The sequence below is a fragment of the Nocardia sp. NPDC088792 genome (assembly GCF_044750615.1).
Classification (GTDB): domain Bacteria; phylum Actinomycetota; class Actinomycetes; order Mycobacteriales; family Mycobacteriaceae; genus Nocardia.
Genome location: NZ_JBIVKC010000005.1, coordinates 75,559 through 99,971, shown reverse-complemented (window position 1 = coordinate 99,971; position 24,413 = coordinate 75,559). Strand labels below are relative to the sequence as shown.

Below are 24,413 nucleotides of genomic sequence, written 5' to 3'. Positions count from 1 at the left end.
CCAACTTAGGTTTCACTAATTACAGTGTCTAGCTGGGCTTCTTCATCGATCCTCCACTACATGCGCGTTCTCCAGTGTAAAGCAGGGGAGCAGTGCGTTTTCAGTTGGATTCCCCACTGAATACGCGCGCGCGAGAACCGGCTCCGAATCTCGCCGGCGCAGCTCCGGCGCGTCCCTCACCTGCAATGGAACAGATTTCCCCACAAGGGGATCCGGCAAACCGCTATTTCGGCGGCTAACTTTCCGGACATATCCGGCGGGCGTGTCGCCGGTCGGGGCGACGTGCCCCGGCAACGTTCCGACCGTACGGAATCTTTAGTTGATGTGTCCTCGAGCACATGGTCAGCAAACAGTGAGCAGGACTCGAGTCACTTTTCCGAGTGGGATGACGCCCGTCCAGCCGTGATCATCACCACGTCACGCGCCGGAAACAAGCCGATGTGAGGCTGGCCACATCCCAGCCGCCACGCTCGGCCGAACAGCCGTACGCCTGTCACGCTGAGACAACGAATCAGCGACGGTTTCGCGCACCGAAACAGCCTGGGACTTTGAGGATGTGAGCTCCCATGACCGTTCACCATGTCCCTGAGAAGAACATTTCCGCTGCTCCGGGGCTGCTGATCCGGCTGGGCGGCGCACTGCTCTGGCTCGGTGGAGGACAGTCCCGGCTCACGGGATCCCACGATCGCGGCGGTTACTCCCTCACCGGCGCCGTCGTCGCCCTGTTCGCCGTCACCGCGGGCATCATCACCGCCCTCGCCACCGGCGCCGCGAAATGGCCGCTGTACGCGGTGATCATCGTGGCGCTCATCGCAACACTGCTGGTGGGAGCCATCTCCCGCGCACTCGCCACGACCTCGGCTCCCGCCCGCGGTGAAAACAGCCGCGCCCGAGCCGAATTCGCGGGCCGCATCGCGGTAGCCGTGGTGGCGGGCCTGGTGGTCGCCGAACTGGCCATGACGGTGCTGTTCGGCGGCAGCGTGAACCGGATCCTCGACGAAAACGCCCAGCGCGGAGTCGAATCCACCCCGTCCGTGGTCACCGCGCGCGCCCAGCTGGAGCAGGCCCGCACCGACCGGACGGCACTGGATCAGCAGATCACCAAGGCGCAGACCGATGTCACCGACGCGGTACAGATCGCGCGCTGCGAATTGAACCCGGCGCCGGAGTGCCCGCAAACCATGATCACGCGCATCCCGGGGCGCGGTCCCGAGGAACGCACCGCCAACCAGATGGTCGACGATGCCCGCGCGCAGCTGAAAACCTTGCAGGACAAGGCGCCCGCGCTGGACGCCGCGATCACCGACAAGGACAAGGCGCTCACCGCCGCGCGCGGCGCCGCCTACACCGACGGCGACCGCGGGCTCGGCGCCCGCTGGGTCGCCATGAACGACTACACCACCGGGCATGCCGGTCCCCTCGTGCTGCGGCTGGCGGTGGCGGTGCTCATGATCGCGCTCGCCCTGCTGCCGTTGTTGCTGCGGCTGTGGCGCGGTGAGACCTCCTTCGATCGGGAAGTTGCCGCCCGCACCGAAAATGATCGGGTGGACCAGGCGGCCGGTACGGCGATTGCCGTCACCCAGGCGCAGGTGCGGGTCGAGACCGCGAAACTGCAGGCCGAACAACAACTCACCGCGGCGCGGCTGGCCGCGCACGCGGACACCGCCATCGACCGGGAGCGGCAGCGCACCCGGATCATCGCGGCCATCGGGAATTTCGAGATCGGTATCACCGAACCCGCGCAGCGGGCGTTGAACGAATTCGACCGGGCCGCACAGCATGAACTACCGGCCGCCGCGTCGGCCGGGGACCGAGAGTCTCAGGAGGGGAATTTGACACAGTCGCCGAAGCCGCAGCATCTGCCTGACCGGCTGACGCCGGGGGTGGTGGCGCCGGTGGGTGCCGGAGGCGCACTGGTACCGGCCGGGCAGGTGCCCCTGCCCGCGTCGGCGCCGAAGGGTGGCGGTCTGGAGCTCCCGATCATCGGTACCGTGCCCTTCACCGATACGGCGGCGCGCTGGATCCGGCCGCTGGTGCCGTCGTTCGTGGCCAATGCCATCGATACCGCGACGCATCCGCTGCGTACCGTGCGGCAGGCGTTCGAGGAGGCGGAGGAGATCACCTTCACGCTGCGCCGCACCCGCAAGGTAACCGTCGATTCGTCGGATTCCGGTCAGCCGCAACAGCAGCAGGTGTACGCGCCGCAGCAGCAGTACAACTATCAGCTGCCCGGTGCGCCGCAGCATGTGCACGCGCAGCGGGTGGCGTCGGCCGTGGTGGATCAGCCGTATGCGCAATACCAGGGTTACGGTGCGTTGCCGCCGGGCCAGGTCGTCGAGCCCGGTTACCCGCTGCCCGCTCCCCCGCAACAGGATGCGTTGCCGGGCCGCCGGAATCCGGAGCTGGAATACCGCGGCCCGCACCAGCTTCCGCCCGCCAAGGGCGACCGCTAGCAAAACAGCCGTGGAAAGACCGCGGGCCCGGCCTGATTCGGACCACGACCCCGGTACATAAGAGAGCTGTGGCCCGGAATGTTTCACGTAGAACGTGGAAACTTCCGGGCCACAGTCTTTTTCACGCGGGTTCTCAGCGCATGGTTTCGCGGACCCGCCGAATGTTATTCGGCCGCCCGGATCGTGCGGCTCTTGGTCGCGGCCCGGTAGGCGATGGCGGCGGTGATCACCAGGATCACCGCGGTCGAGGTCGCCGCCAGGTGGATTCCGCTCACGAACGCCGAGTGCGCCGAATCCAGCAGGGCGGTACCGGCGGATCCCGGTAGCTCGCGGGCGGTCTCGACCGCGCCGCCCAGGGATTCGCGGGCCGCGTCCACCTTGTCGGAGGGGACCGTGCCGAGGTCCAGCCCGTGCCGGAAGGCCGCCATGACGGCGCTGCCCAGCACCGCCACACCCAGGGCGATACCCATTTCCATCGCGGTCTCCGAGATGGCGGCGGCATTGCCGGCGCGCGCCTCGGGGGCGGTGCTGACGATCATGTCGGACGAAACCGTCAGGGCCACACCCTCACCCAGGCCGATGAGCAGGAAGCCCACGATGAACGGCGTCACCGAACCCGAGGGATCGGTCGGCAGCAGCCAGTACAGTCCGGCGCCGATCGCGACCGCGATCAGTGAACCGGCCAGCACCGTGGCCTGCCGCCACCAGCGCACCAGCCAGGCCGCCGCGAGCGCACCCAGCATCGAGCCGATGGTGCCCGGGATCAGCAGCAGGCCCGCCTCCAGCGGGGAGCGGTTCAGCACCAGCTGCAGGTATTGCGAGCCGAAGAACAGCATTCCGGCCAGCGCGAACACCGACAGCAGGTTGGTGAACACGGCCGCGCGGAAGGCGGGGATCCGGAACAGGTCCAGGTCGATCAGCGGGGTTTTCAGGCCGCGCTGACGGCGCACGAACATCACGCCCGAGGCCACGCCGATCAGGGCCGCGATCACCAGCTCGAGGCTCGGGCCGTGGGCCGCGAACTCCTTGACCGCGTACACGATCGGGATCAGCGCCAGCATCGACAGTCCGGCGCTCAGCAGGTCGAAGCGGCCCGGGTTCGGGTCCTTCGACTCCGGCACCAGGATCGGGGCCAGTACCAGTAGCAGTGCCATGACCGGCAGGTTCACCAGGAATACCGAACCCCACCAGAAGTGCTCGAGCATCCACCCGCCCAGTAGCGGGCCGAAGGCCGCACCGGAGGCCGCCATCGCACCCCAGACCGAGATGGCGAGGGTGCGCTGGCGGGCGTCGGCGAACATGGTTCGGATCAGGCCGAGGGTCGCGGGCATGAGGGTCGCGCCGGCGACGCCCTGCAGGACGCGGGCGGCGATCAGCATTTCGGGGTTCACCGCGAAGGCGGCCAGGGCGGAGGCGGCGGCGAAGCCGGCGGCGCCGATCAGCAGTAGTCGCCGGCGGCCGATGCGGTCGCCGAGGGTGCCCATGGTGACCAGGAGTCCGGCCAGCACGAACGAGTAGACGTCGATGATCCACAGCAGTTCCGGTGTGGTCGGTGCGAGGTCGGCGGTGATGGCCGGGACGGCCAGGTCCAGCACGGTGGCGTCGACGGCGATGAGCAGCAGCGCGAGGGCGAGGACGCCGAGGCCGGCCCAGTCGCGCGCGCGGGCCTTGGGTGGGGTGGTCGGGTTCCGGGTTTCCGCGGTGGATCCGGTCCCGGACCGGCGGGTTGCGGAGTGGGTGGTCATCAGCCTTCTCTTTCGGAGTTATCAACCGTCCAGCCGGTACAGTAGCACAATTAACCGTCCAGACGGTACAGTTAAAGTTTGTGACCACCACCCGAGACAGGTCCGGCACCCGCGACCGGATCCTCGACGCCCTCGAAAACCTGCTCCTCGACAAGGGCCTGTCACAGGTCACCCTGGAGAACGTCGCCAATGCCGCGGGCGTCTCCAAGGGCGGGCTGCTCTACCACTTCAGAAGCAAGGACGCGCTGATCGCCGGACTGCTGCGCCGCGTCGGCGAACGCACCGACACCCAGGTCCGCGTCGCCATCGACGAAGGCCGCTCCGTCGCCGAGTGGTATCTGCAGGCCCCGCACCCCGAAAACGACGCCGACGCCGTCGAACTCGCGCTCTATCGGTCCATGCTGGCCGCCATGCGCACCGTCGACGGACCCGCCGACACCCAGGACGAAACCGACCGCGCCCTCGGCGAAGTCCTCGACGGCTGGAAAACGGCCCTGGACAACGAGATCCCCGATCCGGTGCAGGCCGAGATCGTGCGGCTGGTCGGCGACGGCGTCTACCTGCGCGCCCTGCTCGGCCTGCCGCCCACCGATCCCGAGCTCTACAAGCAGCTCGTCACCCGCCTGCTCGCCCCCGCCACACCGCCCGCCTGACGCCCCCGACCTGCGGACAGCCCACTACGGAATATCGGGCAACCCGCTCGCAGGACATCGAGCACTCCTGCCGCGGCAGCATCGGGCGGCAAGGCCGCAGAAATCGGACACCGCCGTGCGAAACACAGGACGACCGGAGGCGTTCGTGCAGCTAGACTCGGGCGCGTGTTGCCAGCCGCCGCCGACCACGTCGGACCGTCGGCCGGCGCGGTGGGGGAAGGTACGGCCACCGGGCCGGTCGCTGTGCCCATCCGCCCGCTGCAGTTCCGCGAACTGCTGGACCTGCCGTTCGCGCTGATCCAGACCCGGATCCGGACCCTCGCCGCGCTGTACGCCGTCGCGGTCGCGGTGGCCGCCGGGGTGGCCGTCGGCATGACGGTGGTGGTCTCGATCGCCACCGGCGGCTCCGACAGCGGCACCTTCTGGGGCGCACTGGTGGTCACCCTTATCTGTGCGTGGACGCTGCGAATGTTCGTGCGCGGCACCACCGTTCCGCTCGGCCTGGCCGTGGTGCACGGGAAGCCCGCGAGCTGGCGTGGGGCGTTGCAGCAGCTGGCCGCGGAAGCCGGTGCGCTGCTGGGCTATCAGGTCATGTACACCCTGGTCGGTGTCGGCGTGCTGCTGCTGGGCACGCCACTGATCATCACGCTGCCGCTGGCCGCGATCTGGCTGTTGTGGCTGCGGGCGCGGAAGTTCACGCTGCTGCCGGTGGTGTTCGACGAATCCGCCACCTACCGGCCGGCGGCGTTGCGTGCGAAAATCCTTGCCGCCGGATCGGAATGGCAGCTGGTCGGGCTGCTGCTCTACCTGCGCGGACTGATGGTGGTGCTGATCGTGCCGCTGCTGGCGCTGTGGCAGACCGTGTCCGGGGTCTCCGGCACACACCGCTGGACGGTGACCGTCCTGGTCATCGTGTTCGCGTTGTTCGTCATCGCGCTCGGCGAAATGGTGGAGTCCGCCACCCAGGTCGTGGTCTACGTCGACAAGCGCTGCCGCCGCGAGGCTTGGGACATCACCGTGCCCGGCGAGGTGACGCGATGAACCAGCCACCGAATCACGGCGACCAACCACATCCCGGCGACCAGCCACCGCCCGGGGACCAGCAGCCGACACCCGGCGCAGCCGACACCACGCAACGGATCCCCGGCCCGAATCTCACCGGCTACCAGTCGATTCCGCCCGAGCCCGCGCTCGGGCCCGCCGCCGTGCACCTGGCGGCCGCGGAACAGGCCGCGCTGCACGCGGATTACCGGACCGCGCTGCGGGAACGGTATCGGGCCGTCACGCGCGGGCTGGAGCAACGCGGAATGCTCGAGGAGCAGCGGGCGCGGACCGCGCGGGAGACCGCGCAGGCCGCCACCGCGGTATCGCCCGAGGCGGGCGGACTGCCCTCGGCGGCACACAGTTTCGACGAGGTGGTGTACGGCGGCCGGGCCGCCGCGGAGGCCGAGTACCGGCTGCTGGAGCAGGCCGACCGGTTCTCCGTCGCGCCGCCGCCGGTCGACGCACCGGCCGAGATCACCGAACAACGCAAACCGCGCAAGTCCCGCAAGCCCGCCCGGGAGCGCGGCAACCACGAACTCCCGGCCTGGCTCGGGGATCGGCGGCTGTGGGCCGCCATCGCGGGCGTCCTCGCGATCCTGGTGATCGCGTACGTGCTGACCCATCTCGGGTCGCCGACGCCACCGACCCCGCCGGCGCCGACCACGCCACCGCACGCACCGGTCACCACGCCGCCGCCCGCCGTGCCGCCACCGAACACGCCGCCCCCGAATTTCGGTGCGGGCCAGGACTCCTTGTTCCAGCAGTTGCCCGGCTGGCTGGCCTTCGGTGGGCTGCAGTTCCTCATCGCCTGGGTGCTCGTGCTGTGGTGGCGGGGCCGGCGGCGCGGCGCGGTGGTCGGTGAACCCCTGCCCGTCGAGGCCCCCGCCGGTGAACTGCTCACCGGGCAGGCCGGGCTGTACCGGAAGTCCCGCGATCACAACCATGTCGCGGGCACCCTGCGGGCCGCCACCCTGCGGCGGCTGCGGCCCGCCCTCGGCACCACCGCCGACACCCCGGCCGATGCGGTCACCGCGGTAATCGCCGCCCGCACCGGCGCGGACCCGGGTACCGTCCGGGCCGCCCTCTACGACCCGGTCGACGATCGGGGCAGCCTGGAACTCGTGGCCGCACAACTCGAATGGATCGAAGCGGAGGTCTTGTGACCGAACTTTCCCAGAACGTCGTGGACAGCAACCACGCCCCGACCGCGCAGGACGCGCAGCAGGCGCTGCTCGCCCTGCGGGCGGAGATCGGGAAGGCGGTCATCGGCAACGATCATGCCGTCATGTTCCTGGTGCTGGCCCTGCTGTGCCGCGGGCATGTGCTGCTGGAAGGCGTTCCGGGCGTGGCCAAGACGCTGCTGGTGCGGGCCCTGGCCACCGCCCTGGATCTGGAGCATTCGCGGATCCAGTTCACGCCCGACCTGATGCCCGGCGATGTCACCGGCTCGCAGATCTACGACCCGCACACCACCGAATTCACCTTCCGGCGCGGGCCCGTGTTCACCAATCTGCTGCTCGCCGACGAAATCAACCGCACCCCACCGAAAACACAGTCGGCGCTGCTGGAATCCATGGAGGAACGGCAGGTTTCGGTGGACGGCGTGCCGCAGCCGCTGCCCGACCCGTTCGTGGTGATCGCGACCCAGAACCCGATCGAGCAGGAGGGCACCTATCCGCTGCCGGAGGCGCAGCTGGACCGGTTCCTGTTCAAGGTCGATGTTCAATTGCCGGGCCGCGACGACGAATTCCGGATCCTGCAACGGCATGCCGCCGGCTTCGACCCGCGTGACCTGGCCGCCGCCGGGCTGCGGCCGGTCGCCGGGGCCGCGCACATCGCGGCCGCCCGCGCGGCGGTCGCGCAGGTGGCGATCAGTCCCGAGGTGCTGGCGTACACGGTCGACCTGTGCCGGGCCACCCGTACCTCCCCCGCGGTGGCGCACGGTGCGTCCACCCGTGGCGCCACCGCGCTGATGGCCGCCGCGCGCGCCTTCGCGTGGCTCAACGGCCGCGCCTATGTGACGCCCGACGATGTGAAAGCCGTTGCGACGGTGGTGCTCCGGCATCGGCTGCACCTGCGGCCCGAACACGAGGTGGAGGGCGTCACCGCCGAGGGCGTGCTGGCCTCGCTGCTGATGTCCGTCCCCGTCCCGGTGTAGCGGTGGTCGTCACCGGGCGGCTCGCCGTCGTGGCCGCGGTCGCGGCCCTGTTCGTCACGCTGGTGCTGCCGTCCTGGCTGGGCGTGGCGCTGGCCACGCTGCTGCTCGCCGCGCTGGTCGGGGTCGATCTGTCCTTGCTCGGATCGCCTGCGGCACTGGAGTTCTCGCGGGCGCCGATGACCACGGTCCGCACCGGGCGCAGCGTCGACATCGAACTCGGCGTGCTCAATACCGGCGGCCGCACGGTGCGCGGCACCCTGTGGGACGACTGGCCGCCCAGCGCCCGCGCCCGGCATCGCACCCACGCCCTGGCGCTGCCGCCCAATACCCGGTTGCGGCTGCACACCGAACTCACCCCGTCCTATCGCGGCGACCGCGAGGCCGGACCGGTGACATTGCGCCTGTTGGGCCCGCTCGGCCTGGCCGGACGGCAGGTGCGGCGCGAGGTGCCCGCCCGGCTGCGGGCGCTGCCGCCGTTCCGCAGCGAGAAGATCCTCGCCGCGAAGGTGCGGCAGTTGCAGCATCTGGAAGGCCGCAACACCACCACGATTCGCGGGCAGGGCACCGAATTCGATTCCTTCCGTGAGTACGTGGCCGGCGATGATGTGCGCACCATCGACTGGCGGGCCACCGCCCGCGCGCAGGATGTGCTGGTGCGGACCTGGCGGCCGGAACGGAATCGGCACGTGGTCATGCTGCTCGACACCGGTCGGGTCAGCGCGGCCCGCATCGGGGACGGCACTCGCCTCGACGCGGGCATCGAGGCGGCGCTGCTGCTGGGCGGGCTGGCCGCCGCGGGTGGCGACTCGGTGGATCTGCTCGCCTTCGACCGCAGCGTGCGGACCGAGGTGCGCGGGGTCGGCGGGAAACGGTTGCAGCTCGAGCTCATGCACGCTCTGGCCGGGGTCACGCCCGCACTGGTCGACACCGACTATCCGGGCTTGCTGCGCACGACGCTGCAACGGGCACGGCGGCGCAGTCTGGTCGTCTGGTTCACTCACCTCGATGCCGCCACCATGCAGGAAGGGCTGCTGCCGGTGCTGCCGGTCCTCACCGAACGGCATCGCGTACTGGTCGTTTCGGTCACCGATCCCGATGTCGCGGCGGCCGCGATCCGCCGGTCCAACCTCGACGACCTCTACACGGCGGCGGCCGCCGAGAACGTCCTCGCCGAACACGCGGTAGCGCGGGAAACCCTGCGCCGCATGGGTGTTCGCGTCATCACCGAAGCCCCTGATCGCCTGCCCGAGGCCCTGGCCGACGAGTACCTGGAACTCAAGCAGACAGGCGCGCTGTAGCCAGGAAGACGTCGGTCGGCGACTGTGGGAGCATCGCGGGCGGCGGCGGGAGCGCACGCCGCTGCCGCTCGGAAAGCACCGCGCCCAGAATGTGCAGCGGCGGATAGCCATTGAGCGGGGCCACACCGAGCCGGGCGCAGGTGGTGATGACCAGGGCGCGGCCCAGCCGGTCCTGCACCTCGGGGGTGAGGGTGCGCCAGCGCAGCAGGTACCGGCGGATGGACAACGCGAGCTCGTCGGAGAGCCCGGACAGGTCGAGTTGCCGCGCCCAGCCCGTCAGCCACGGTGGCGGGGCGGCCAGGGCCGCATACGGCAGGCGGCTGCGATCGTGCACGACGACCGTCCCCGCCAATGCGTCCCCGATGCGGCGGCCCTGCGGCGAGCACATCGACACCACCACGGCGATCAATCCCGTGCCCAGCATCCAGAAGTCGACGATGCCCGACAGCCCGCGAGTGACCGCGTGCCGGAAGTCGATCGGCCCGCCGTCCACCCGGACCACCCGCAGCCCCATCGCCATCTTCCCGGCCGACCGCCCGCGCGTGAACGTCTCGAACAGCACCGGATAGCCGATCAGCGCGCTCACCAGCGACACCAGCATCGCCGCATCCTGCCAGGCCGAATCCGCATCCAGCCAAGCCAGCAGCGCGATCAGCAGGAGTAACAGCGCCAACCCGATCACGACCTGCACGATCAGATCGAGCAGGAACGCCGCGGCCCGCGTAGGGATCCGCGCGATCGGCAGTTCGACGGCGACAGCCTCGCCCGTGGTGAAAAGCGCCATGTCACCGCCATTCTTCCCAGCCGCTCCGGCGAATGGCAACCGCTACCGGGCGCGGCGGCGGCTCGGATCTCCCTGGCCACCGTCCGTTTCCCGGCGTGGGCCACTGATTGTCGGCCTGCTCGAATAGCATTCGAGCGAGCCCGGTAGGAGGGGAACCGATGGATCTGGACGCGTACACGTTCGTGCACCGGCCGACGTGGGATCGGCTGGATCGGCTGGCCTCGCAGCGGCAGCGCCTGGATGGGGCGGAGGCGGATGAGCTGGTCCGTCTGTATCGGCTGGCGTCGCAGCAGTTGGCGCGGTTGCAGACGCGGTCGGCGGATCCGGAGTTGCTGGCGGGGCTTTCGGCGGTGCTGACCCGGGCGCGGGGGCGGATTCTGGGGGCGCGGATCGATACGGTCCGGGAGATCGGGCGGTTCTTCACGCATCGTTTTCCGGAGGCGGTGTATCGCGCGGCGCCCTGGTGGGTGTCGGTGGCGGCGATCTTCCTGCTCGGGTCGACGGCGCTGGCGGCGTGGGTGGCGAATTCGGAAGCGGCGCGCCGGCATCTGGGCCTGGATACGAATACCGACAGTCTGACCCGGCCGGGTGGCGAGTTCGAGACGTACTACTACGAGCATCCGCACGACGCGTTCGCCGCCAAGGTGTGGACGAACAATGCGTGGGTGGCGGCGATGGCCCTGTTCACCGGGATTCTCATGCTGCCCGCGGTGTGGCTGATCCTGATGAATGCGGTGAATCTCGGGATCAGCGCCGGTCTGATGGCCGAGGCCGGCCGGATGGATTCCTTCTTCGGCTATATCCTCCCGCACGGCATGCTCGAGCTCACGGCCATCTTCGTGGCGGGCGGTGCGGGCTTGAAGCTGGGCTGGACGCTGATCGATCCGGGCCGGGAGAGCCGCGCCCGGGCGCTGGCCCGGCAGGGCCGGGCGACCGCGGTGATCGCGCTCGGATTGACCGGTGTGCTGCTGGTTTCCGGTTTCATCGAGGGTTTCGTGACGCCCAGCGGCTTGCCGACCGCCTTGCGCATCGCCATCGGCGCGGCGGCGGAACTCGGTTTCCTCTTCTACGTTTTCGCTCGTGGCCGAACCGTTGTCTCGGCGCAGCGGGCCCTTGACGCGGGGGTGGAAGAGGCGGAGCACATGCCGGGTTACCCGGCGGGGAGGTCCCCGGAAGTGGTTGCGGGAGTGGCGACTTCGTAGTCGCGCAACCATCGGGAATTGATTTCCACTGGCCGCAGCGAGTCCGGCTCAGCTGCGGCCAGCGTTGCCGATGACTCTACACAATCGTTATGGCTACGCAACCTCCGACGCGGACCGAAAGCGTATATACGACCAGGCGAAACACGCCGTCCCCGTGGGGAACCCGGCAAGATCGCTAATTCCCGGCATACGCTTTGCGGACGGTCTGCGGAGGACCCCGGAACCGGCCTCCCGGTCGACTTTCCAGTCCGGTTTCAACCCCCGGTGCGCAACTTCCAGCTACCCTCGTCCAACGGTTTGCTGAAATCTCTCCCGTTTACCAATAACCATCGGTTATACCTGCGTTAACCTGGTGTTTCTCCGCAGCTCAGACCCTTTGCCCATCGATCGCCAGCAGATAAACATACTCAAAGTTTGTTTACCCCGGTTAAGTCCAAATCGACGTCAGGCATAACTCGAGTGAAATCGGGCGCATACCCCACAAGAAACCTTCCGGCAAACGAATTACAGCCCTCCGGAACCCCTTCCGGAGCCCCCGGCAACCCGCTGCACGGGCCCTCCCCCACCACCCCTGCGATCTTCGTCACACAAGCCTTCGACCTGGGGATTTCATGAAGAATCGAGCAACCGCCGAGCGGGCCCTTCCGGACAACGAAAAAGGCCCGCTTCGAATCCGAAGCGGGCCTTCTCTACTGGTGGGCGAGGGGGGACTTGAACCCCCACGTCCTTACGGACACTGGCACCTGAAGCCAGCGCGTCTGCCATTCCGCCACTCGCCCGAGCGACGAGAGAAAAACTATCACGGGGTATGCGCTAAAACGAAATCGCCTGGTTACCGGCGGTACCGACCTCTCATAGCACCCCGGGAACCTTGGCGCGTTTCCAAGAGTTACAGGTGTGGACGATCGTGGATATCATGCAATCACCGTGTCCCTGCGGCGACACGCCATGCCTGCGTGTCGCTGATGTCGGACGCACCGCGACGCGCCACGGCGTCAACGGACCACGACACGAAGAACGCTTCACTCGAGGGAGCGTCCTGACCCGAGAGGAGGGGCCATGGGGATCGTTTCCCGCTTCGAACGCCGCCTCCAGGACGCGGTCGGGGATGTCTTCGCGCGGGCCTTCGGCGGTAGCGTGGTCCCCCAGGAGGTCGAAACGGCGCTGCAGCGTGAGGCCGCCGACCATATCCAGGATGTCGGCGGTGGACATCTGCTCGCACCGAACAGCTATGTCATCACCGTCAACGAATCCGATCTGGGGAAGCTCGTCACGGGTGAGGGACAGGCGGATCAAGGCCTCACACTGCGGGCCTTCGCAAAACATCTACAGGACTACATCCGCGAACAAGGGTGGCAGACCTACGGTGAAGTGCACGTGGAGTTCGAGGCATCCCCTACGCTGCACACCGGACAGTTCAGGACGCACGGCCGGGTGGATCCGGACGTGGGGCGGCGGGCAGGCCCGTCACCGGGTGCTGAACGCCCACAACGAACCGACCCGCAACCAGGAGCTGGCCCCATGACGCAGAACTCAGGCTACGACCCGAGCCGTGAGCCCGCGGAGTCCGATCCACGAGGCCGCGGGTACGCGCCCCCGCCCGCGGGCCGTAACCCGCAGGGCTACGGCGAATACGGTCGGGGAGGTGCGCAGCAGCAGTACCCGGAACAACAGGGTGGCTACAGCGGCCAGCCCGAACAACAGGGGTACAGCGAATACCAGAACGGCTACGACTACCAGCAGGGCGCCGGCTACGGCCAGCAGCAGGGCGGGTACGCCGAGCAGGGCTACAGCCAGCAGCAGGGCTATGGTCAGGCCGATCAGGCGTACGGCCAGCAGGGCTACGAGCAGGGCTATGGCCAGCAGGGTGGTTACGCCGAGCCCGGGTACGCCGAGCCGGGGTACGGCCAGCAGCCGGGCTATGCCGAGCAGGGCTACGGGCAGCAGCAGCACGGTTACGGGCAGCAGCAGCCGGGTTACGCCGAGCAGGGCTACGGGCAGCAGCCGGGGTATGCCGAGCAGGGTTATGCGCAGCAGCCGGGTTACGCCGAGCAGGGCGGTTACGCCGAGCCGGGTTACGCGGACCAGGCGTACGGGCAGCAGCCGGGCTATGCCGAGCAGGGTTATGGCCAGCAGGGTGGCGGTTACGGCGCGGCGGCGCCGGCGGCGCGCGGCGGTTCGGGCTACTCGGCCACGCTGCAGCTGGATGACGGCTCCGGCCGTACCTACCAGTTGCGCGAGGGCAGCAACATCATCGGACGCGGCCAGGACGCGCACTTCCGCCTGCCGGATACGGGAGTTTCCCGGCGGCACATCGAAGTTCGCTGGGACGGTCAGACCGCGATGCTGTCGGACCTCGGTTCGACCAATGGCACGCTGGTCAACGGGTCGCCTGTCCAGGACTGGCAGCTCGCCGACGGCGATGTGATCCGCGCCGGACATTCCGAGATCCTGATCCGGATCGTCTGATCCCGTAAGCTCGCGATGCAGGTCACGATATGGCGCGATTTTCCTCGGTCGTATCGTGATCGCAACCGGTCTACGGCCCTATGATGCTGCCAACACTCACGGTGGTAGTAGGTCGTGCTGACCAGCAACACACCGGTTGGGGGTCGACGAACCGTACCTACGACACGGTCCGAACAGGAGGTGGAGACCCGTGCAGGGATTGATCCTGCAATTGACCCGGGCGGGGTTCCTGCTGCTGTTGTGGTTGTTCGTGTGGGCGGTGCTGAGGACCCTGCGCAGCGATATCTACGCGGCATCCGGCCTCCGGGTCGCGCCTCGGGCCGCAGGCGGTTCCGCGGTGCTCCCATCGTTCCGCCGGGGCCAGAAGGGCGCCAAATATCTCGTGGTGACTCAGGGTTCACTCGCCGGCACTCGGATCTCACTCGGCACACAGCCGGTGTTGATCGGGCGCGCGGACGACTCCACGCTGGTTCTCACCGACGACTATGCCTCCACCCGTCATGCGCGACTGTCACCGCGCGGCGAGGATTGGTACGTCGAGGATCTCGGTTCCACCAACGGCACCTACCTCGATCGGTCGAAGGTCACCACTCCGGTCCGAGTTCCACTCGGTACCCCTGTCCGTGTCGGTAAGACAGTGATCGAGCTGCGATCGTGACACTTGTTCTCCGCTACGCAGCGCGCAGCGACCGTGGTCTCGTACGGGCCAACAACGAGGATTCCGTGTACGCCGGGGCGCGCCTGCTCGCGCTCGCGGACGGTATGGGTGGTCATGCGGCCGGTGAGGTCGCCTCGCAGCTGATGATCGCCGCGCTGGCGCACCTCGACGACGACGAGCCCGGCGACGATCTGCTCGGCAAGCTGGATCGTGCTGTGCACGAAGGCAATGCGGCGATCGCCGATCAGGTCGAGGAGGAACCGGAACTCGACGGCATGGGCACCACGCTCACCGCCATCCTGTTCGCGGGCCGCAAACTCGGGCTGGCGCATATCGGTGACTCGCGCGCCTACATGCTCAGAAACGGTGAGCTGGCACAGATCACCCGGGACGACACCTTCGTGCAGTCGCTGGTGGACGAGGGCCGGATCACGCCGGAGCAGGCACACACCCATCCGCAGCGTTCGCTGATCATGCGCGCGCTCACCGGCAACGAGATCGAGCCGACCCTGGTGATGCGCGAGGCGCGGGCCGGGGATCGCTATCTGTTGTGCTCGGACGGTTTGTCCGATGTGGTGAGCGACGAGACCATCGCGAACACCATGCGGGAGGGCGGCACCGACGAGGCCGCCGACCGGCTCATCGAATTGGCTTTGCGCAGTGGCGGTCCGGACAACGTGACCGTGGTGGTCGCGGATGTCATCGATCTGGATTACGGCCAGTCGCATCCGATCGTGGCGGGCGCCGCGTCGGGTGAGGACGAGGACACGCCACCGCCGAACACCGCCGCCGGGCGGGCCGCTGCCATGCGGCCGCCGCGCGCGGTGCCGCGGCGCGCGGTGCAGCTGCCCGAGCCGGAGCCGCCGAAGAAGAGTCACAAGCTGCGCTGGATCGCCTTGTCGATCGCGCTGCTGGTGGCCATCGGCGCCGGTCTCACGGTGGGCTACAACATGATTCGCAGCAATTACTACATCGGCACGGACGGTGAGAAGGTGGTCGTGCTGCGCGGCCTGCCCGGTTCCGTGCTGGGCTATTCGATTCGCGATGTGGATCAGATCGCGTGCGTCACGCGGACGGGTGAGCTGAAGCTGGCCGCGCCCGGCGACAACTTTCCGGACGGCTGCCGGGCCCTGACCCGCTCGGATCTGCGCCCCAGTGGCCGGGATTCGGTGGACAAGGGTCTGCCGCCGGGGTCGCGTGAGGACGCGGTCAAGCAGATCCAGACGCTGGTGGCCGGGGAACTGCTGCCGCCGTGCGAGAAGCAGCAGCCGGCGGCACCCCCGGTGACGCCGCCCGCGCCCGATCCGAATCAGGCGAATCAACCGGCCGCCACCACGACTCCGGCGCCGCCGGCCACACCGCCCGCCGGTCCGTCCGGTGAGCAGCACGCGCCGGTCACCCCGACCGCTCCCACCACCACGACGGCACCGCAGACTCCGGGGCAGAACTGCAGAGTGGCGGACTGATGTCCGCACCGGCACCGCCGTCCACTGGGGCCTTCCCCAGTCCACCCGGCGGATTCGCGCCTGCGCCGCCACCGTCGACTCGGCGGAATGTCGAGCTGTTGTTGCTCGGGTGTGCGGCGGTCATCACCACGGTGTCGCTGATCCTGGTGGAAGCCAGCCAGGAGCAGGAGATCACCTGGGAGATCGCGAAACTGGGTGCCGCGTATCTGGCCTTGTTCGGGGTGGCGCATCTGGCGGTGCGGCGGTTCGCACCCTTCGCGGATCCGCTCCTACTACCGATCGTGGCCCTGTTGAACGGTTTGGGGCTGGTGCTGATTCACCGCCTGGACCTAGCCGAGGCGCAGGACGCCGCATTCGCCTCCCTGCCCATCCCCTCCCCCGACGCCAACCAGCAGGTGCTGTGGACGGGGTTGGGGATGGTGGTTTTCATGGGGCTGTTGATCGTGCTGCGTGACTACCGGTCGCTGGCGCGCTACGCGTACACGCTGGGGCTGATCGGGTTGGTCGCGCTGGCGGTTCCGGCGTTCCTGCCGGATCGGTACTCGCAGGTGAACGGCGCCAAGATCTGGATTCGCCTGACCGGCTTCAGTATTCAGCCGGGTGAGTTCGCGAAGATCCTGCTGATCATCTTCTTCGCGGGCGTGCTGGTGGCGAAGCGGGACATGTTCACCGGTGCGGGCAAGCATGTGTTCGGCATGGAGTTGCCGCGTATGCGGGATATGGGCCCGATCCTGGTGGTGTGGGCCGTGTCGGTGGGCGTGCTGGTGGTGGAGAAGGATCTCGGCACCTCGCTGCTCATCTACTGCACCGTGCTGTGCATGCTCTACATCGCGACCGAGCGGGTGGGCTGGGTGGCGGTGGGTGTGGTGCTGCTCGGCATCGGATTCGTGTTCGCGTACAACTTCTTCGCGGTGGTGCGGGTGCGGACCTCGACGTGGCTGCATCCGTTCGCCGATTACAGCAATACCGGCTACCAGATTTCGCAGTCGCTGTTCGGGCTGGCCACCGGTGGCCTGGCCGGAACGGGGCTGGGCAGTGGGCGGCCCTCGCAGGTGCCGTTCGCCAAGACCGACTTCATCGTGTCCGCCATCGGCGAGGAGCTGGGCCTGATCGGGCTGACCGCGCTGCTGATGCTGTTCTGCGTGTTCGTGATCCGCGGTATCCGTACCGCGCTGGCGGTGCGGGACAGTTTCGGCAAGCTGCTGGCGGCGGGGCTGGCGTTCACCATCGCGATCCAGGTGTTCGTGGTGGTGGGCGGTGTCACCAAGCTGATTCCGCTGACGGGCCTGACCACGCCGTTCATGTCGTACGGCGGTTCCTCGCTGCTGGCCAATTATGCGTTGGTGGCGTTGCTGATCCGGGTGTCCGATGCCGCCCGCGCGCCCGCTCCGGTGCGCAAGCGGGCGCCGGAGCCGATCGTGGACGCCCCCACCGAGTTGCTGAGCAAGGCGACCGAGGTGACGCGCAAACTCGAGCCGACCGATCTGCTGCGTAAGACATTGCGCAAGACCAAGGGGGGCGCCGCGTGAACACACCTCTGCGCCGGGTGGCGCTGGCGGTCATGGTCATGATCGTGGCGCTGCTCGCGAATGCCACCTACGTCCAGGTGATCAAGGCCGACAGCCTGCGCAACGATCCGCGGAATGTGCGTGTCCTGCTGGACGAGTACGCCCGGCAGCGCGGCCAGATCTCCGCGTCGGGCACCGTGCTGGCGTCGTCGGTGGCCACCGACGACCGGTACAAGTACCTGCGCACCTATCCGACGGATCCGCAGGCGTACGCGCCCGTCACCGGCTTCTACTCGATGCAGTACGGCAGCACCGGCCTGGAGCACGCCGAGGATTCGGTGCTGAACGGTTCGGACAATCAGTTGTTCGGGCGGCGGCTCATCGACATGATCTCCGGCCGGGATCCGCGCGGCGGCAATGTGATCACCACGATCAACCCGGTCATGCAGAAGGTCGCCTACGACCAGCTGACCGCCAAGGGCTACACCGGTTCGGTGGTGGCGATCGAGCCGAGCACCGGCCGCATCCTCACCATGGTGTCCACACCGTCCTACGATCCGAACCTGCTGTCCGGTCACGATGGCGCCCGCACCCAGCAGACCTGGCAGCAGCTGCAGCAGGATCCGAAGCAGCCGATGCTGAATCGCGCTGTCTCCCAGACCTATCCGCCGGGTTCCACGTTCAAGGTGGTGGTGTCGGCGGCCGCGCTGTCCAACAATGTGGCGCAGCCGAGCGACCTGTTCACCGCCGACCCGCGAATCACCTTGCCCGACACCACGACCACGCTGGAGAACTACGACGGCGAGCACTGCGGTCCGGGCAATGCGCCGACCGCGTCCATGATGGACGCGTTCCGGTACTCGTGTAATACGGCCTACGCGCAGATCGGCATGAAGGTCGGCGCGGCGAAGCTCAAGGATGAGGCCAACGCGTTCGGCATCGGCGGCGGCCAGCATCCGAACATCCCGATTCCGTGGGCGGACAGCACCGTCGGGACCATCCCCGATCAGGCCGCGCTCGCCCAGAGCAGCATCGGGCAGCGCGATGTGGCCCTCACCCCGCTGGACAATGCGGTGGTCGCGGCGACCATCGCCAACGGCGGCGTGCGGATGCAGCCGCATCTGGTGGACACCCTGCAGGCGCCGGATCTGACCACCCTGGACACCTTCAAGCCGACCTCGGTCGGGCAGGCGGTGTCCGCGCCGGTGGCCAGCACGATCACCAACATGATGATCGAATCGGAGAAGGCCACGACGGGCGGAACGGACCCGCGGCCGTATCAGATCGCGTCCAAGACCGGCACCGCCGAACACGGCAACGATCCGCGCAACACCCCGCCGCACGCCTGGTACATCGCGTTCGCGCCGGCGCAGAACCCGAAGATCGCCATCGCGGTGATCGTGGAGAACGGTGGTGACCGGGCGCTGGCCGCGACCGGTGGTTCCGTCGCCGCACCCATCGCCCGCGCGGTGCTCGACGCCGGGTTGCAGGGGAGCTGAACGATATGAAGGTGCAAGGTAGACGGGGTATCGAATGCTGAACAACGGTGCTCTGATCGCGGACCGGTACCGGCTGCAGCGGCTGATCGCCACCGGCGGCATGGGCCAGGTCTGGGAGGCCCTCGACACCCGGCTGGATCGCCGGGTGGCGGTGAAGGTGCTCAAGGCGGAATTCTCCACCGACCCCACCTTCCGGCACCGGTTCCGCACCGAGGCGCAGACCACGGCCCGGTTGAATCATCCCGGTATCGCGGGCATCTACGACTACGGCGAGACGGCGGACCCGTCGGGCGGTGAAATCGCCTATCTGGTCATGGAATACGTGCAGGGCGAACCGTTGAACGCGGTGCTGAGCCGGTTGGGCCGGCTGTCCGTCGCGCAGGCCCTGGACATGCTGGAGCAGACCGGCCGCGCATTGCAGGTGGCCCATGCGGCGAGCGTGGTGCACCGGGATGTGAAGCCGGGCAACATCCTGGTGACGCCGACCGGTCAGGTGAAGATCACCGACTTCGGTATCGCCAAGGTCGTGGACGCGTCACCGGTCACCAAGACCGGCATGGTCATGGGCACCGCGCAGTACATCGCGCCGGAGCAGGCCACCGGTGAGGACGCCACCTCCGCCTCCGACGTGTATTCGCTGGGCGTGGTCGGTTACGAAGCGCTCGCGGGCGCAAGGCCTTTCGCCGGTGACGGCGCCCTGACGGTCGCCATGAAGCATGTGCGGGAGACCCCGCCGCCGCTGCCCGCCGATCTGCCGCCGAACGTGCGCGAGCTGATCGAGATCACCATGGCCAAGGATCCGCATCAGCGGTACACCAGCGGCGGCGAGTTCGCCGACGCGGTGGCCGCGGTGCGGTCCGGTAGACGGCCGCCGCCGACCGGCGGGATCGCGATTCCGACGGGTGCGACGCGGGTAATGCCGCCCGGCCCGACCATGATCATTCCGGGGGCGCCGCGCGCCGATCAGCCGACCACCCGGTACCCCACGCCGCCGCAGCCCGCCCGGCCGCAGCCGCCCACCGGCGCGGCCACCGCGACCACCCTGCTGGCCGGGCCCAACCGGCCCGGCGGCCCGCCCACCGGTCCCGGCGGCGGCAACGGCGGCGGCGGGCGCTTCAGCAACAATCAGAAGGCGGTCGCCGGATTCGGCGTCGGCGCACTGATTCTCGGCGGCCTGGCCGCCTGGGTGCTGCTCGGCGACACCTCGAACGACACCACCCCGGCGACCAAGACCAGTGCCGTGGTCGCGCCGCCGGTGGCGCCGCCCACCACGACCACCACCGACGACCCGCCCACCACCACCCGGACGCGCCGGCCGCAGCCGCCGCCCACCTACGACCAGACCACGGACGCGCCCACCACGACCACCACGGTGCCGCCCACCACCACGACGACGGTGCCGCCCACCACGACCACCACGGTGCCGCCCACCACCACGACGACCACCACGCCCAACCCGTGGCAGACCCCCACGCGCTTCCCGCGTCCGACTTTCGGCGAATTACCATGGCCAGGAGTTCCCGGAGCGCGGGGATACGACGGATACATGGGCACCACGGACCCGGACAGCTCGCCCCCTGCCATCCCACAAGGACTGCCATGACGACCCCGAAGAACCTGTCCTCTCGCTACGAGCTGGGCGAGATCATCGGGTTCGGCGGCATGTCCGAGGTACACAAGGCCCGGGATCTGCGTCTCGGCCGGGACGTCGCCATCAAGGTGCTGCGCGCCGACCTGGCCCGCGACCCCACCTTCTATCTGCGGTTCAAGCGGGAGGCGCAGAACGCCGCCGCGCTGAACCATCCCGCCATCGTCGCGGTGTACGACACCGGTGAGGCCGAGATCGACGGCGGCCCACTGCCCTACATCGTCATGGAGTACGTGGACGGTGACACGCTGCGCGACCTCGTGCGCGGCAAGGGTCCGCTGCCGCCGCGGCGGGCCATGGAGGTCATCGCGGATGTGTGTGCGGCGCTGGACTTCTCGCACCGCAACGGCATCGTGCACCGGGATATGAAGCCGGCCAACATCATGATCAACCGCGCGGGCGCGGTGAAGGTGATGGACTTCGGCATCGCGCGCGCCATCGCGGACAGCTCCAACCCCATGACGCAGACCGCGGCAGTCATCGGCACCGCCCAGTATCTTTCGCCCGAGCAGGCGCGTGGTGAGCAGGTGGACGCTCGCTCCGACGTGTACTCGGTCGGCTGTGTGCTGTACGAAATCCTCACCGGCGAACCGCCTTTCACCGGCGACTCCCCGGTCGCGGTCGCCTACCAGCATGTGCGGGAGGATCCGCGGCTGCCGTCGCAGGTGCATCCGGGCGTGCCACGCGAACTCGACTCGGTCGTGCTCAAGGCCATGAGCAAGAACCCGGCCAACCGGTACCAGACCGCCGCCGAGATGCGCGCCGACCTGATCCGGGTGCTCGGCGGGCAGAAGCCCACGGCGCCCATGGTCATGACCGACGAGGACCGCACCGGCTTCCTCGACGACGACCTGCCGCCGCCGCGCAGCTACCGCACCATCGAACGCCGCGACGGCGACGACACCACCGAACAGGAGATCGTCGAGGCCTCCCCGCGCCGCCGCACCGCGCTCATCGCGGGGCTAAGTGTCGCCATCGTGGCGGTGGTGGCGGCGCTCGCATGGGTGCTCATCGGTCCCGGCTCGCACGCCGATCAGGTCTCGGTACCGGACTATGCGAACCAGAACTCCGCACTGGCGCAACGAGATCTGGAGCGGCTCGGATTCACGGTCGCCATCCAGCAGAAGTCGGATCCGAAGGTGGCGCAGGGCAATGTGATCTCCACCCAGCCGCTGGGTGGTTCGCGAGTCGGCAAGGGCAGCACCGTCACGCTGCAGGTGTCGACCGGTCCTGCCCAGGTCACCGTGCCGAAACTGGCCGGACTCAGCCAATCGCAGGCCGAGCAGTCGCTGAATTCGCAGGGGCTGCAGCTGAATCCGGATGTGAAGAAGGACTTTTCGAGCATCGACGACAAGGACAAGGTGATCGGCCAGAGCCCCGACGCCGGTCAGCGGACCGACTCGGGCGGGCAGGTCACCATCACCCTCGGCAAGGGCCCGGACAAGGTGCAGGTGCCCGATGTCGTCGGGCAGTCCATCGACGTGGCGCAGTCCACGCTGTCCGACACCGCCGGCTTCAAGGTGACGATCCAGCAGGTGCCGAACAACCAGCCCAAGGGCACGGTCATCGCCACCACCCCGTCCGCGGGCACCCAGGCCGACAAGGGCTCCACGGTGACCGTGCAGGTGTCCACCGGCGATCAGCTCACCATGCCCGACCTGCGCGGCCTCACCCCCGCCCAGGCCGTGGGCGCCCTGCAGCAGCAGGGCTGGAACGGGCAGATCGCACAGAACACCATGAACACGGTGAACCCGGGCGAGGTCGGACGGGTACTCGCCCAGCAGCCGAGCGCGGGATCCTCCCTGGGCAAGACACAGACGGTGACCATCACGACCGGCGTGCTGTCGCTCGGCCCGCCGTGAGGTAGAACCCGTGAATGACGATGCGCCCCAGGCCAACCGGCCGGGGGCGCATTTTGTTGCTGTGGTGTTCAGAGTCGCAGGTGCCGGTTCATCGACATGGCTTCGTCTGCGAGATCAGGCAATTCGACTACCTCGACGCCGTGTTCGCGCAGTTTCTCCACTCCCACACAGTTATCCACAAAGGTGCCGGGTTCGCGCCAGGCGATGACCACGCGGCGGATGCCCGCGGCCAGAATCCGGTCGGTACAGGGCAGCCGGTCCTGGCTCGCGCGCACCGAACAGGGCTCGAGGGTGCTGTAGATGGTCGCGTGCGGCAGCCGCGGATCGCCGGATTCCAGCTTGTTCAAGGCGGATTCCTCGGCATGCACCTTCTCGTCGGTCTCCCGCGACCAGCCGTGCGTGATCTCCACGCCGTCCGCCCCGACGATGACCGCGCCCACCGAGAACGCGGTCCCACTCTGCGGGCACAGGCGCGCCAGGCCGATGGCATGCCGCATCCAGCCGCGGTCCGAGCGTGCTTCATCGGACACCGGAGTCCTCCTTCGGCAGATAACGCAGCAGGGCGATATCGCCGAGCCGGGCGACATCGGCCAGCTGCATGCGGTGGTGCGGGCCGCCGGGAAAATCGGCGGGCCCGAGGAAACGCGGCGCGGCCGGATCACCGACCACGATCGGGGCCACGGCCATATGGATCTCGTCGACCAGACCGGCCGCCAGGAACGCGGTGTGGATCGAGCCGCCGCCTTCCACCATGAGCCGTTCGACACCGCGTTTACCGAGGTCGTCGAGCAGGTCCGTGAAATCGACCGTGGCACCGAGGGATACCACCTCGGCGCGCCCGTGCAACCGATCCGCTATGCGATCGGCGCCGGATTCGGTGGTGTAGACGACTCTTTCACCACCCGACCGCCAGAACTTCCCGGCCGGGTCGAGATCGCCCGTGGCCGTGACGATCACGCGCAGCGGATATTCGGGCTTACCCGCCGCCACCCGGTGCAGCCGCCGATCGGTGTTGTTCACCAGCAGCCGCGGATTGTCCCGGCGCAGGGTTTCCGCGCCGATGAGAATGGCATCCGATTCGGCGCGCAGGGCGTCGACGCGGTCGAAGTCGGCCGCATTGGACAGCAGCAGCCGGTCAGGGCGCGCATCGTCGATATAGCCGTCGATGCTCACCGCCACCGACAGCAGGACGTGCGGCCGGCCGGTCATGCCGCGCTCGCCGGGCTGCTCATACGAGTGCCGCGACCTCTGCCTCGAGGGTTTTCACCAGGCCCTCGGCGGGCCGCTCACCGCACACGCCGAGCCAGTTGGCGAGCATGCGGTGCCCGCCCTGGGTGAGCACCGATTCGGGATGGAACTGCACCCCGTGAATGGGCAGTTCGCGATGCCGCAAGGCCATGACGATGCCGGATTCGGTGCGGCCAAGCACCTCCAGCTCCGGCGGCATGGTGTCCTCCACCACGGTCAGCGAGTGGTAGCGGGTGGCGGTGAACGGATCCGGCAGCCCGGCCAGCACACCCGCGCCGATATGGAACACGTCCGACGTCTTGCCGTGCAGCAGTTCCGGGGCGCGGGTCACGGTCGCGCCGAAGGCCGAACCGATGGCCTGATGCCCGAGGCATACGCCGAGCAGCGGGGTGGCGTGCCGCGCGGCGGCGTGCACGAGCTCTATGCTCTTCCCGGCCCGTTCGGGGGTGCCGGGACCGGGGCTGATCAACACTCCGTCGAAGTTCTGCACAACCGGGTCCACATCTTCCAGCTGTGGATCGTCATTGCGCCGGACGACGGCCTCCGCACCCAGCTGACCCAGATACTGGACCAGGTTGAACACGAAGCTGTCGTAGTTGTCGACGACCAGAACACGCATGACACCGAGCGTAGTGGGCGCGAGCGCTCACGTCGCACGCAATACCGCCGCCTATCCACCCGGATCTATCCACAGGCTGTGCAACGGCTGTTGCCAGCG

General features: G+C 68.5%; 19 protein-coding genes and 1 tRNA gene. 14 read left to right on the top strand and 6 right to left on the bottom strand.

What is annotated here, in order from left to right; all coding sequences use genetic code 11:
• Window positions 1-566 precede the first annotated feature (566 nt).
• The gene (locus tag ACIP5Y_RS32665; RefSeq protein WP_400356037.1) at window positions 567-2,453 is read left to right on the top strand and encodes a DUF4407 domain-containing protein; all 1,887 of its coding nucleotides are present in this window, start codon (window positions 567-569) and stop codon (window positions 2,451-2,453) included.
• Window positions 2,454-2,617: 164 nt separating this feature from the next.
• On the opposite strand, the gene ACIP5Y_RS32660 is transcribed toward ACIP5Y_RS32665, so the two are convergent.
• Window positions 2,618-4,198: an MFS transporter gene (locus ACIP5Y_RS32660; RefSeq protein WP_400356035.1), complete on the bottom strand. Its 1,581-nt coding sequence runs from the start codon at window positions 4,196-4,198 to the stop codon at window positions 2,618-2,620.
• A gap of 80 nt (window positions 4,199-4,278) precedes the next feature.
• Between ACIP5Y_RS32660 and ACIP5Y_RS32655 the strand changes: the two genes are divergently transcribed.
• The 5 genes from ACIP5Y_RS32655 (at window position 4,279) to ACIP5Y_RS32635 (ending at window position 9,351) form a co-directional block, all read left to right on the top strand.
• Window positions 4,279-4,851, top strand: a complete 573-nt coding sequence (locus tag ACIP5Y_RS32655) for a TetR/AcrR family transcriptional regulator (RefSeq protein ID WP_400356033.1) — start codon at window positions 4,279-4,281, stop codon at window positions 4,849-4,851.
• Between the two features lie 165 nt (window positions 4,852-5,016).
• On the top strand, window positions 5,017-5,892 hold the full coding sequence (locus tag ACIP5Y_RS32650; protein WP_400356031.1) for a hypothetical protein: 876 nt from the start codon (window positions 5,017-5,019) through the stop codon (window positions 5,890-5,892).
• The gene (locus ACIP5Y_RS32645; RefSeq protein WP_400356030.1) at window positions 5,889-7,058 is read left to right on the top strand and encodes a DUF4129 domain-containing protein; all 1,170 of its coding nucleotides are present in this window, start codon (window positions 5,889-5,891) and stop codon (window positions 7,056-7,058) included. The genes ACIP5Y_RS32650 and ACIP5Y_RS32645 overlap by 4 nt, the downstream gene beginning before the upstream one ends.
• Window positions 7,034-8,053 carry an AAA family ATPase gene (locus tag ACIP5Y_RS32640; RefSeq protein ID WP_400356028.1) on the top strand — a complete coding sequence of 340 codons (1,020 nt, stop codon included), beginning with the start codon at window positions 7,034-7,036 and terminating at the stop codon, window positions 8,051-8,053. The genes ACIP5Y_RS32645 and ACIP5Y_RS32640 overlap by 25 nt, the downstream gene beginning before the upstream one ends.
• A 2-nt stretch (window positions 8,054-8,055) precedes the next feature.
• Window positions 8,056-9,351, top strand: a complete 1,296-nt coding sequence (locus ACIP5Y_RS32635) for a DUF58 domain-containing protein (protein WP_400356027.1) — start codon at window positions 8,056-8,058, stop codon at window positions 9,349-9,351.
• Here ACIP5Y_RS32635 and ACIP5Y_RS32630 read toward each other — a convergent pair.
• Window positions 9,329-10,135, bottom strand: coding sequence for an RDD family protein (locus ACIP5Y_RS32630; RefSeq protein ID WP_400356025.1), 807 nt, complete (start codon window positions 10,133-10,135; stop codon window positions 9,329-9,331). The two genes, ACIP5Y_RS32635 and ACIP5Y_RS32630, sit on opposite strands and share 23 nt — an antisense overlap.
• Before the next feature lie 158 nt (window positions 10,136-10,293).
• Here ACIP5Y_RS32630 and ACIP5Y_RS32625 point away from each other — a divergent pair, with 158 nt between their 5' ends.
• On the top strand, window positions 10,294-11,337 hold the full coding sequence (locus tag ACIP5Y_RS32625) for a stage II sporulation protein M (RefSeq protein WP_400356023.1): 1,044 nt from the start codon (window positions 10,294-10,296) through the stop codon (window positions 11,335-11,337).
• A gap of 693 nt (window positions 11,338-12,030) precedes the next feature.
• Here ACIP5Y_RS32625 and ACIP5Y_RS32620 read toward each other — a convergent pair.
• Window positions 12,031-12,116, bottom strand: a tRNA-Leu gene (locus tag ACIP5Y_RS32620).
• A gap of 280 nt (window positions 12,117-12,396) precedes the next feature.
• Here ACIP5Y_RS32620 and ACIP5Y_RS32615 point away from each other — a divergent pair.
• The 7 genes from ACIP5Y_RS32615 (at window position 12,397) to pknB (ending at window position 22,447) form a co-directional block, all read left to right on the top strand.
• Window positions 12,397-13,806, top strand: a complete 1,410-nt coding sequence (locus tag ACIP5Y_RS32615) for an FhaA domain-containing protein (RefSeq protein WP_400356021.1) — start codon at window positions 12,397-12,399, stop codon at window positions 13,804-13,806.
• A gap of 190 nt (window positions 13,807-13,996) precedes the next feature.
• On the top strand, window positions 13,997-14,464 hold the full coding sequence (locus ACIP5Y_RS32610; RefSeq protein ID WP_040862589.1) for an FHA domain-containing protein: 468 nt from the start codon (window positions 13,997-13,999) through the stop codon (window positions 14,462-14,464).
• On the top strand, window positions 14,461-15,930 hold the full coding sequence (locus ACIP5Y_RS32605) for a protein phosphatase 2C domain-containing protein (RefSeq protein ID WP_400356019.1): 1,470 nt from the start codon (window positions 14,461-14,463) through the stop codon (window positions 15,928-15,930). The genes ACIP5Y_RS32610 and ACIP5Y_RS32605 overlap by 4 nt, the downstream gene beginning before the upstream one ends.
• Window positions 15,930-17,459 carry an FtsW/RodA/SpoVE family cell cycle protein gene (locus ACIP5Y_RS32600; RefSeq protein ID WP_400356017.1) on the top strand — a complete coding sequence of 510 codons (1,530 nt, stop codon included), beginning with the start codon at window positions 15,930-15,932 and terminating at the stop codon, window positions 17,457-17,459. Before ACIP5Y_RS32605 ends, ACIP5Y_RS32600 begins: the two co-directional genes overlap by 1 nt.
• Window positions 17,456-18,937: a peptidoglycan D,D-transpeptidase FtsI family protein gene (locus ACIP5Y_RS32595; protein WP_400356015.1), complete on the top strand. Its 1,482-nt coding sequence runs from the start codon at window positions 17,456-17,458 to the stop codon at window positions 18,935-18,937. Before ACIP5Y_RS32600 ends, ACIP5Y_RS32595 begins: the two co-directional genes overlap by 4 nt.
• A gap of 34 nt (window positions 18,938-18,971) precedes the next feature.
• Window positions 18,972-20,540, top strand: coding sequence for a protein kinase (locus ACIP5Y_RS32590; protein ID WP_400356014.1), 1,569 nt, complete (start codon window positions 18,972-18,974; stop codon window positions 20,538-20,540).
• On the top strand, window positions 20,537-22,447 hold the full coding sequence (pknB, locus tag ACIP5Y_RS32585) for a Stk1 family PASTA domain-containing Ser/Thr kinase (RefSeq protein ID WP_400356012.1): 1,911 nt from the start codon (window positions 20,537-20,539) through the stop codon (window positions 22,445-22,447). Before ACIP5Y_RS32590 ends, pknB begins: the two co-directional genes overlap by 4 nt.
• Window positions 22,448-22,515: 68 nt before the next feature.
• On the opposite strand, the gene ACIP5Y_RS32580 is transcribed toward pknB, so the two are convergent.
• The 3 genes from ACIP5Y_RS32580 to ACIP5Y_RS32570 are packed head-to-tail and all read right to left on the bottom strand — an operon-like array spanning window position 22,516 to window position 24,314.
• Window positions 22,516-22,977: a deaminase gene (locus ACIP5Y_RS32580; protein ID WP_400356010.1), complete on the bottom strand. Its 462-nt coding sequence runs from the start codon at window positions 22,975-22,977 to the stop codon at window positions 22,516-22,518.
• Entirely contained in the window at window positions 22,967-23,656 is a 690-nt protein-coding gene (locus tag ACIP5Y_RS32575) for a RibD family protein (protein WP_400356008.1), read from the bottom strand. The genes ACIP5Y_RS32580 and ACIP5Y_RS32575 overlap by 11 nt, the downstream gene beginning before the upstream one ends.
• A 19-nt stretch (window positions 23,657-23,675) precedes the next feature.
• A complete protein-coding gene (locus tag ACIP5Y_RS32570; protein ID WP_400356006.1) occupies window positions 23,676-24,314 on the bottom strand; it encodes an aminodeoxychorismate/anthranilate synthase component II in 639 nt (212 codons plus the stop codon).
• Window positions 24,315-24,413 lie beyond the last annotated feature (99 nt).

Bases quoted from the DNA above. Each gene is read 5' to 3' on its own strand.
- ACIP5Y_RS32615 (WP_400356021.1), top strand. From the start codon at position 12,397: ATGGGGATCGTTTCCCGCTTCGAACGCCGCCTCCAGGACGCGGTCGGG.
- ACIP5Y_RS32645 (WP_400356030.1), top strand. From the start codon at position 5,889: ATGAACCAGCCACCGAATCACGGCGACCAACCACATCCCGGCGACCAG.
- ACIP5Y_RS32570 (WP_400356006.1), bottom strand. From the start codon at position 24,314: ATGCGTGTTCTGGTCGTCGACAACTACGACAGCTTCGTGTTCAACCTG.
- ACIP5Y_RS32665 (WP_400356037.1), top strand. From the start codon at position 567: ATGACCGTTCACCATGTCCCTGAGAAGAACATTTCCGCTGCTCCGGGG.
- ACIP5Y_RS32600 (WP_400356017.1), top strand. From the start codon at position 15,930: ATGTCCGCACCGGCACCGCCGTCCACTGGGGCCTTCCCCAGTCCACCC.
- ACIP5Y_RS32630 (WP_400356025.1), bottom strand. From the start codon at position 10,135: ATGGCGCTTTTCACCACGGGCGAGGCTGTCGCCGTCGAACTGCCGATC.
- pknB (WP_400356012.1), top strand. From the start codon at position 20,537: ATGACGACCCCGAAGAACCTGTCCTCTCGCTACGAGCTGGGCGAGATC.
- ACIP5Y_RS32640 (WP_400356028.1), top strand. From the start codon at position 7,034: ATGGATCGAAGCGGAGGTCTTGTGACCGAACTTTCCCAGAACGTCGTG.
- ACIP5Y_RS32660 (WP_400356035.1), bottom strand. From the start codon at position 4,198: ATGACCACCCACTCCGCAACCCGCCGGTCCGGGACCGGATCCACCGCG.
- ACIP5Y_RS32575 (WP_400356008.1), bottom strand. From the start codon at position 23,656: ATGACCGGCCGGCCGCACGTCCTGCTGTCGGTGGCGGTGAGCATCGAC.
- ACIP5Y_RS32590 (WP_400356014.1), top strand. From the start codon at position 18,972: ATGCTGAACAACGGTGCTCTGATCGCGGACCGGTACCGGCTGCAGCGG.
- ACIP5Y_RS32625 (WP_400356023.1), top strand. From the start codon at position 10,294: ATGGATCTGGACGCGTACACGTTCGTGCACCGGCCGACGTGGGATCGG.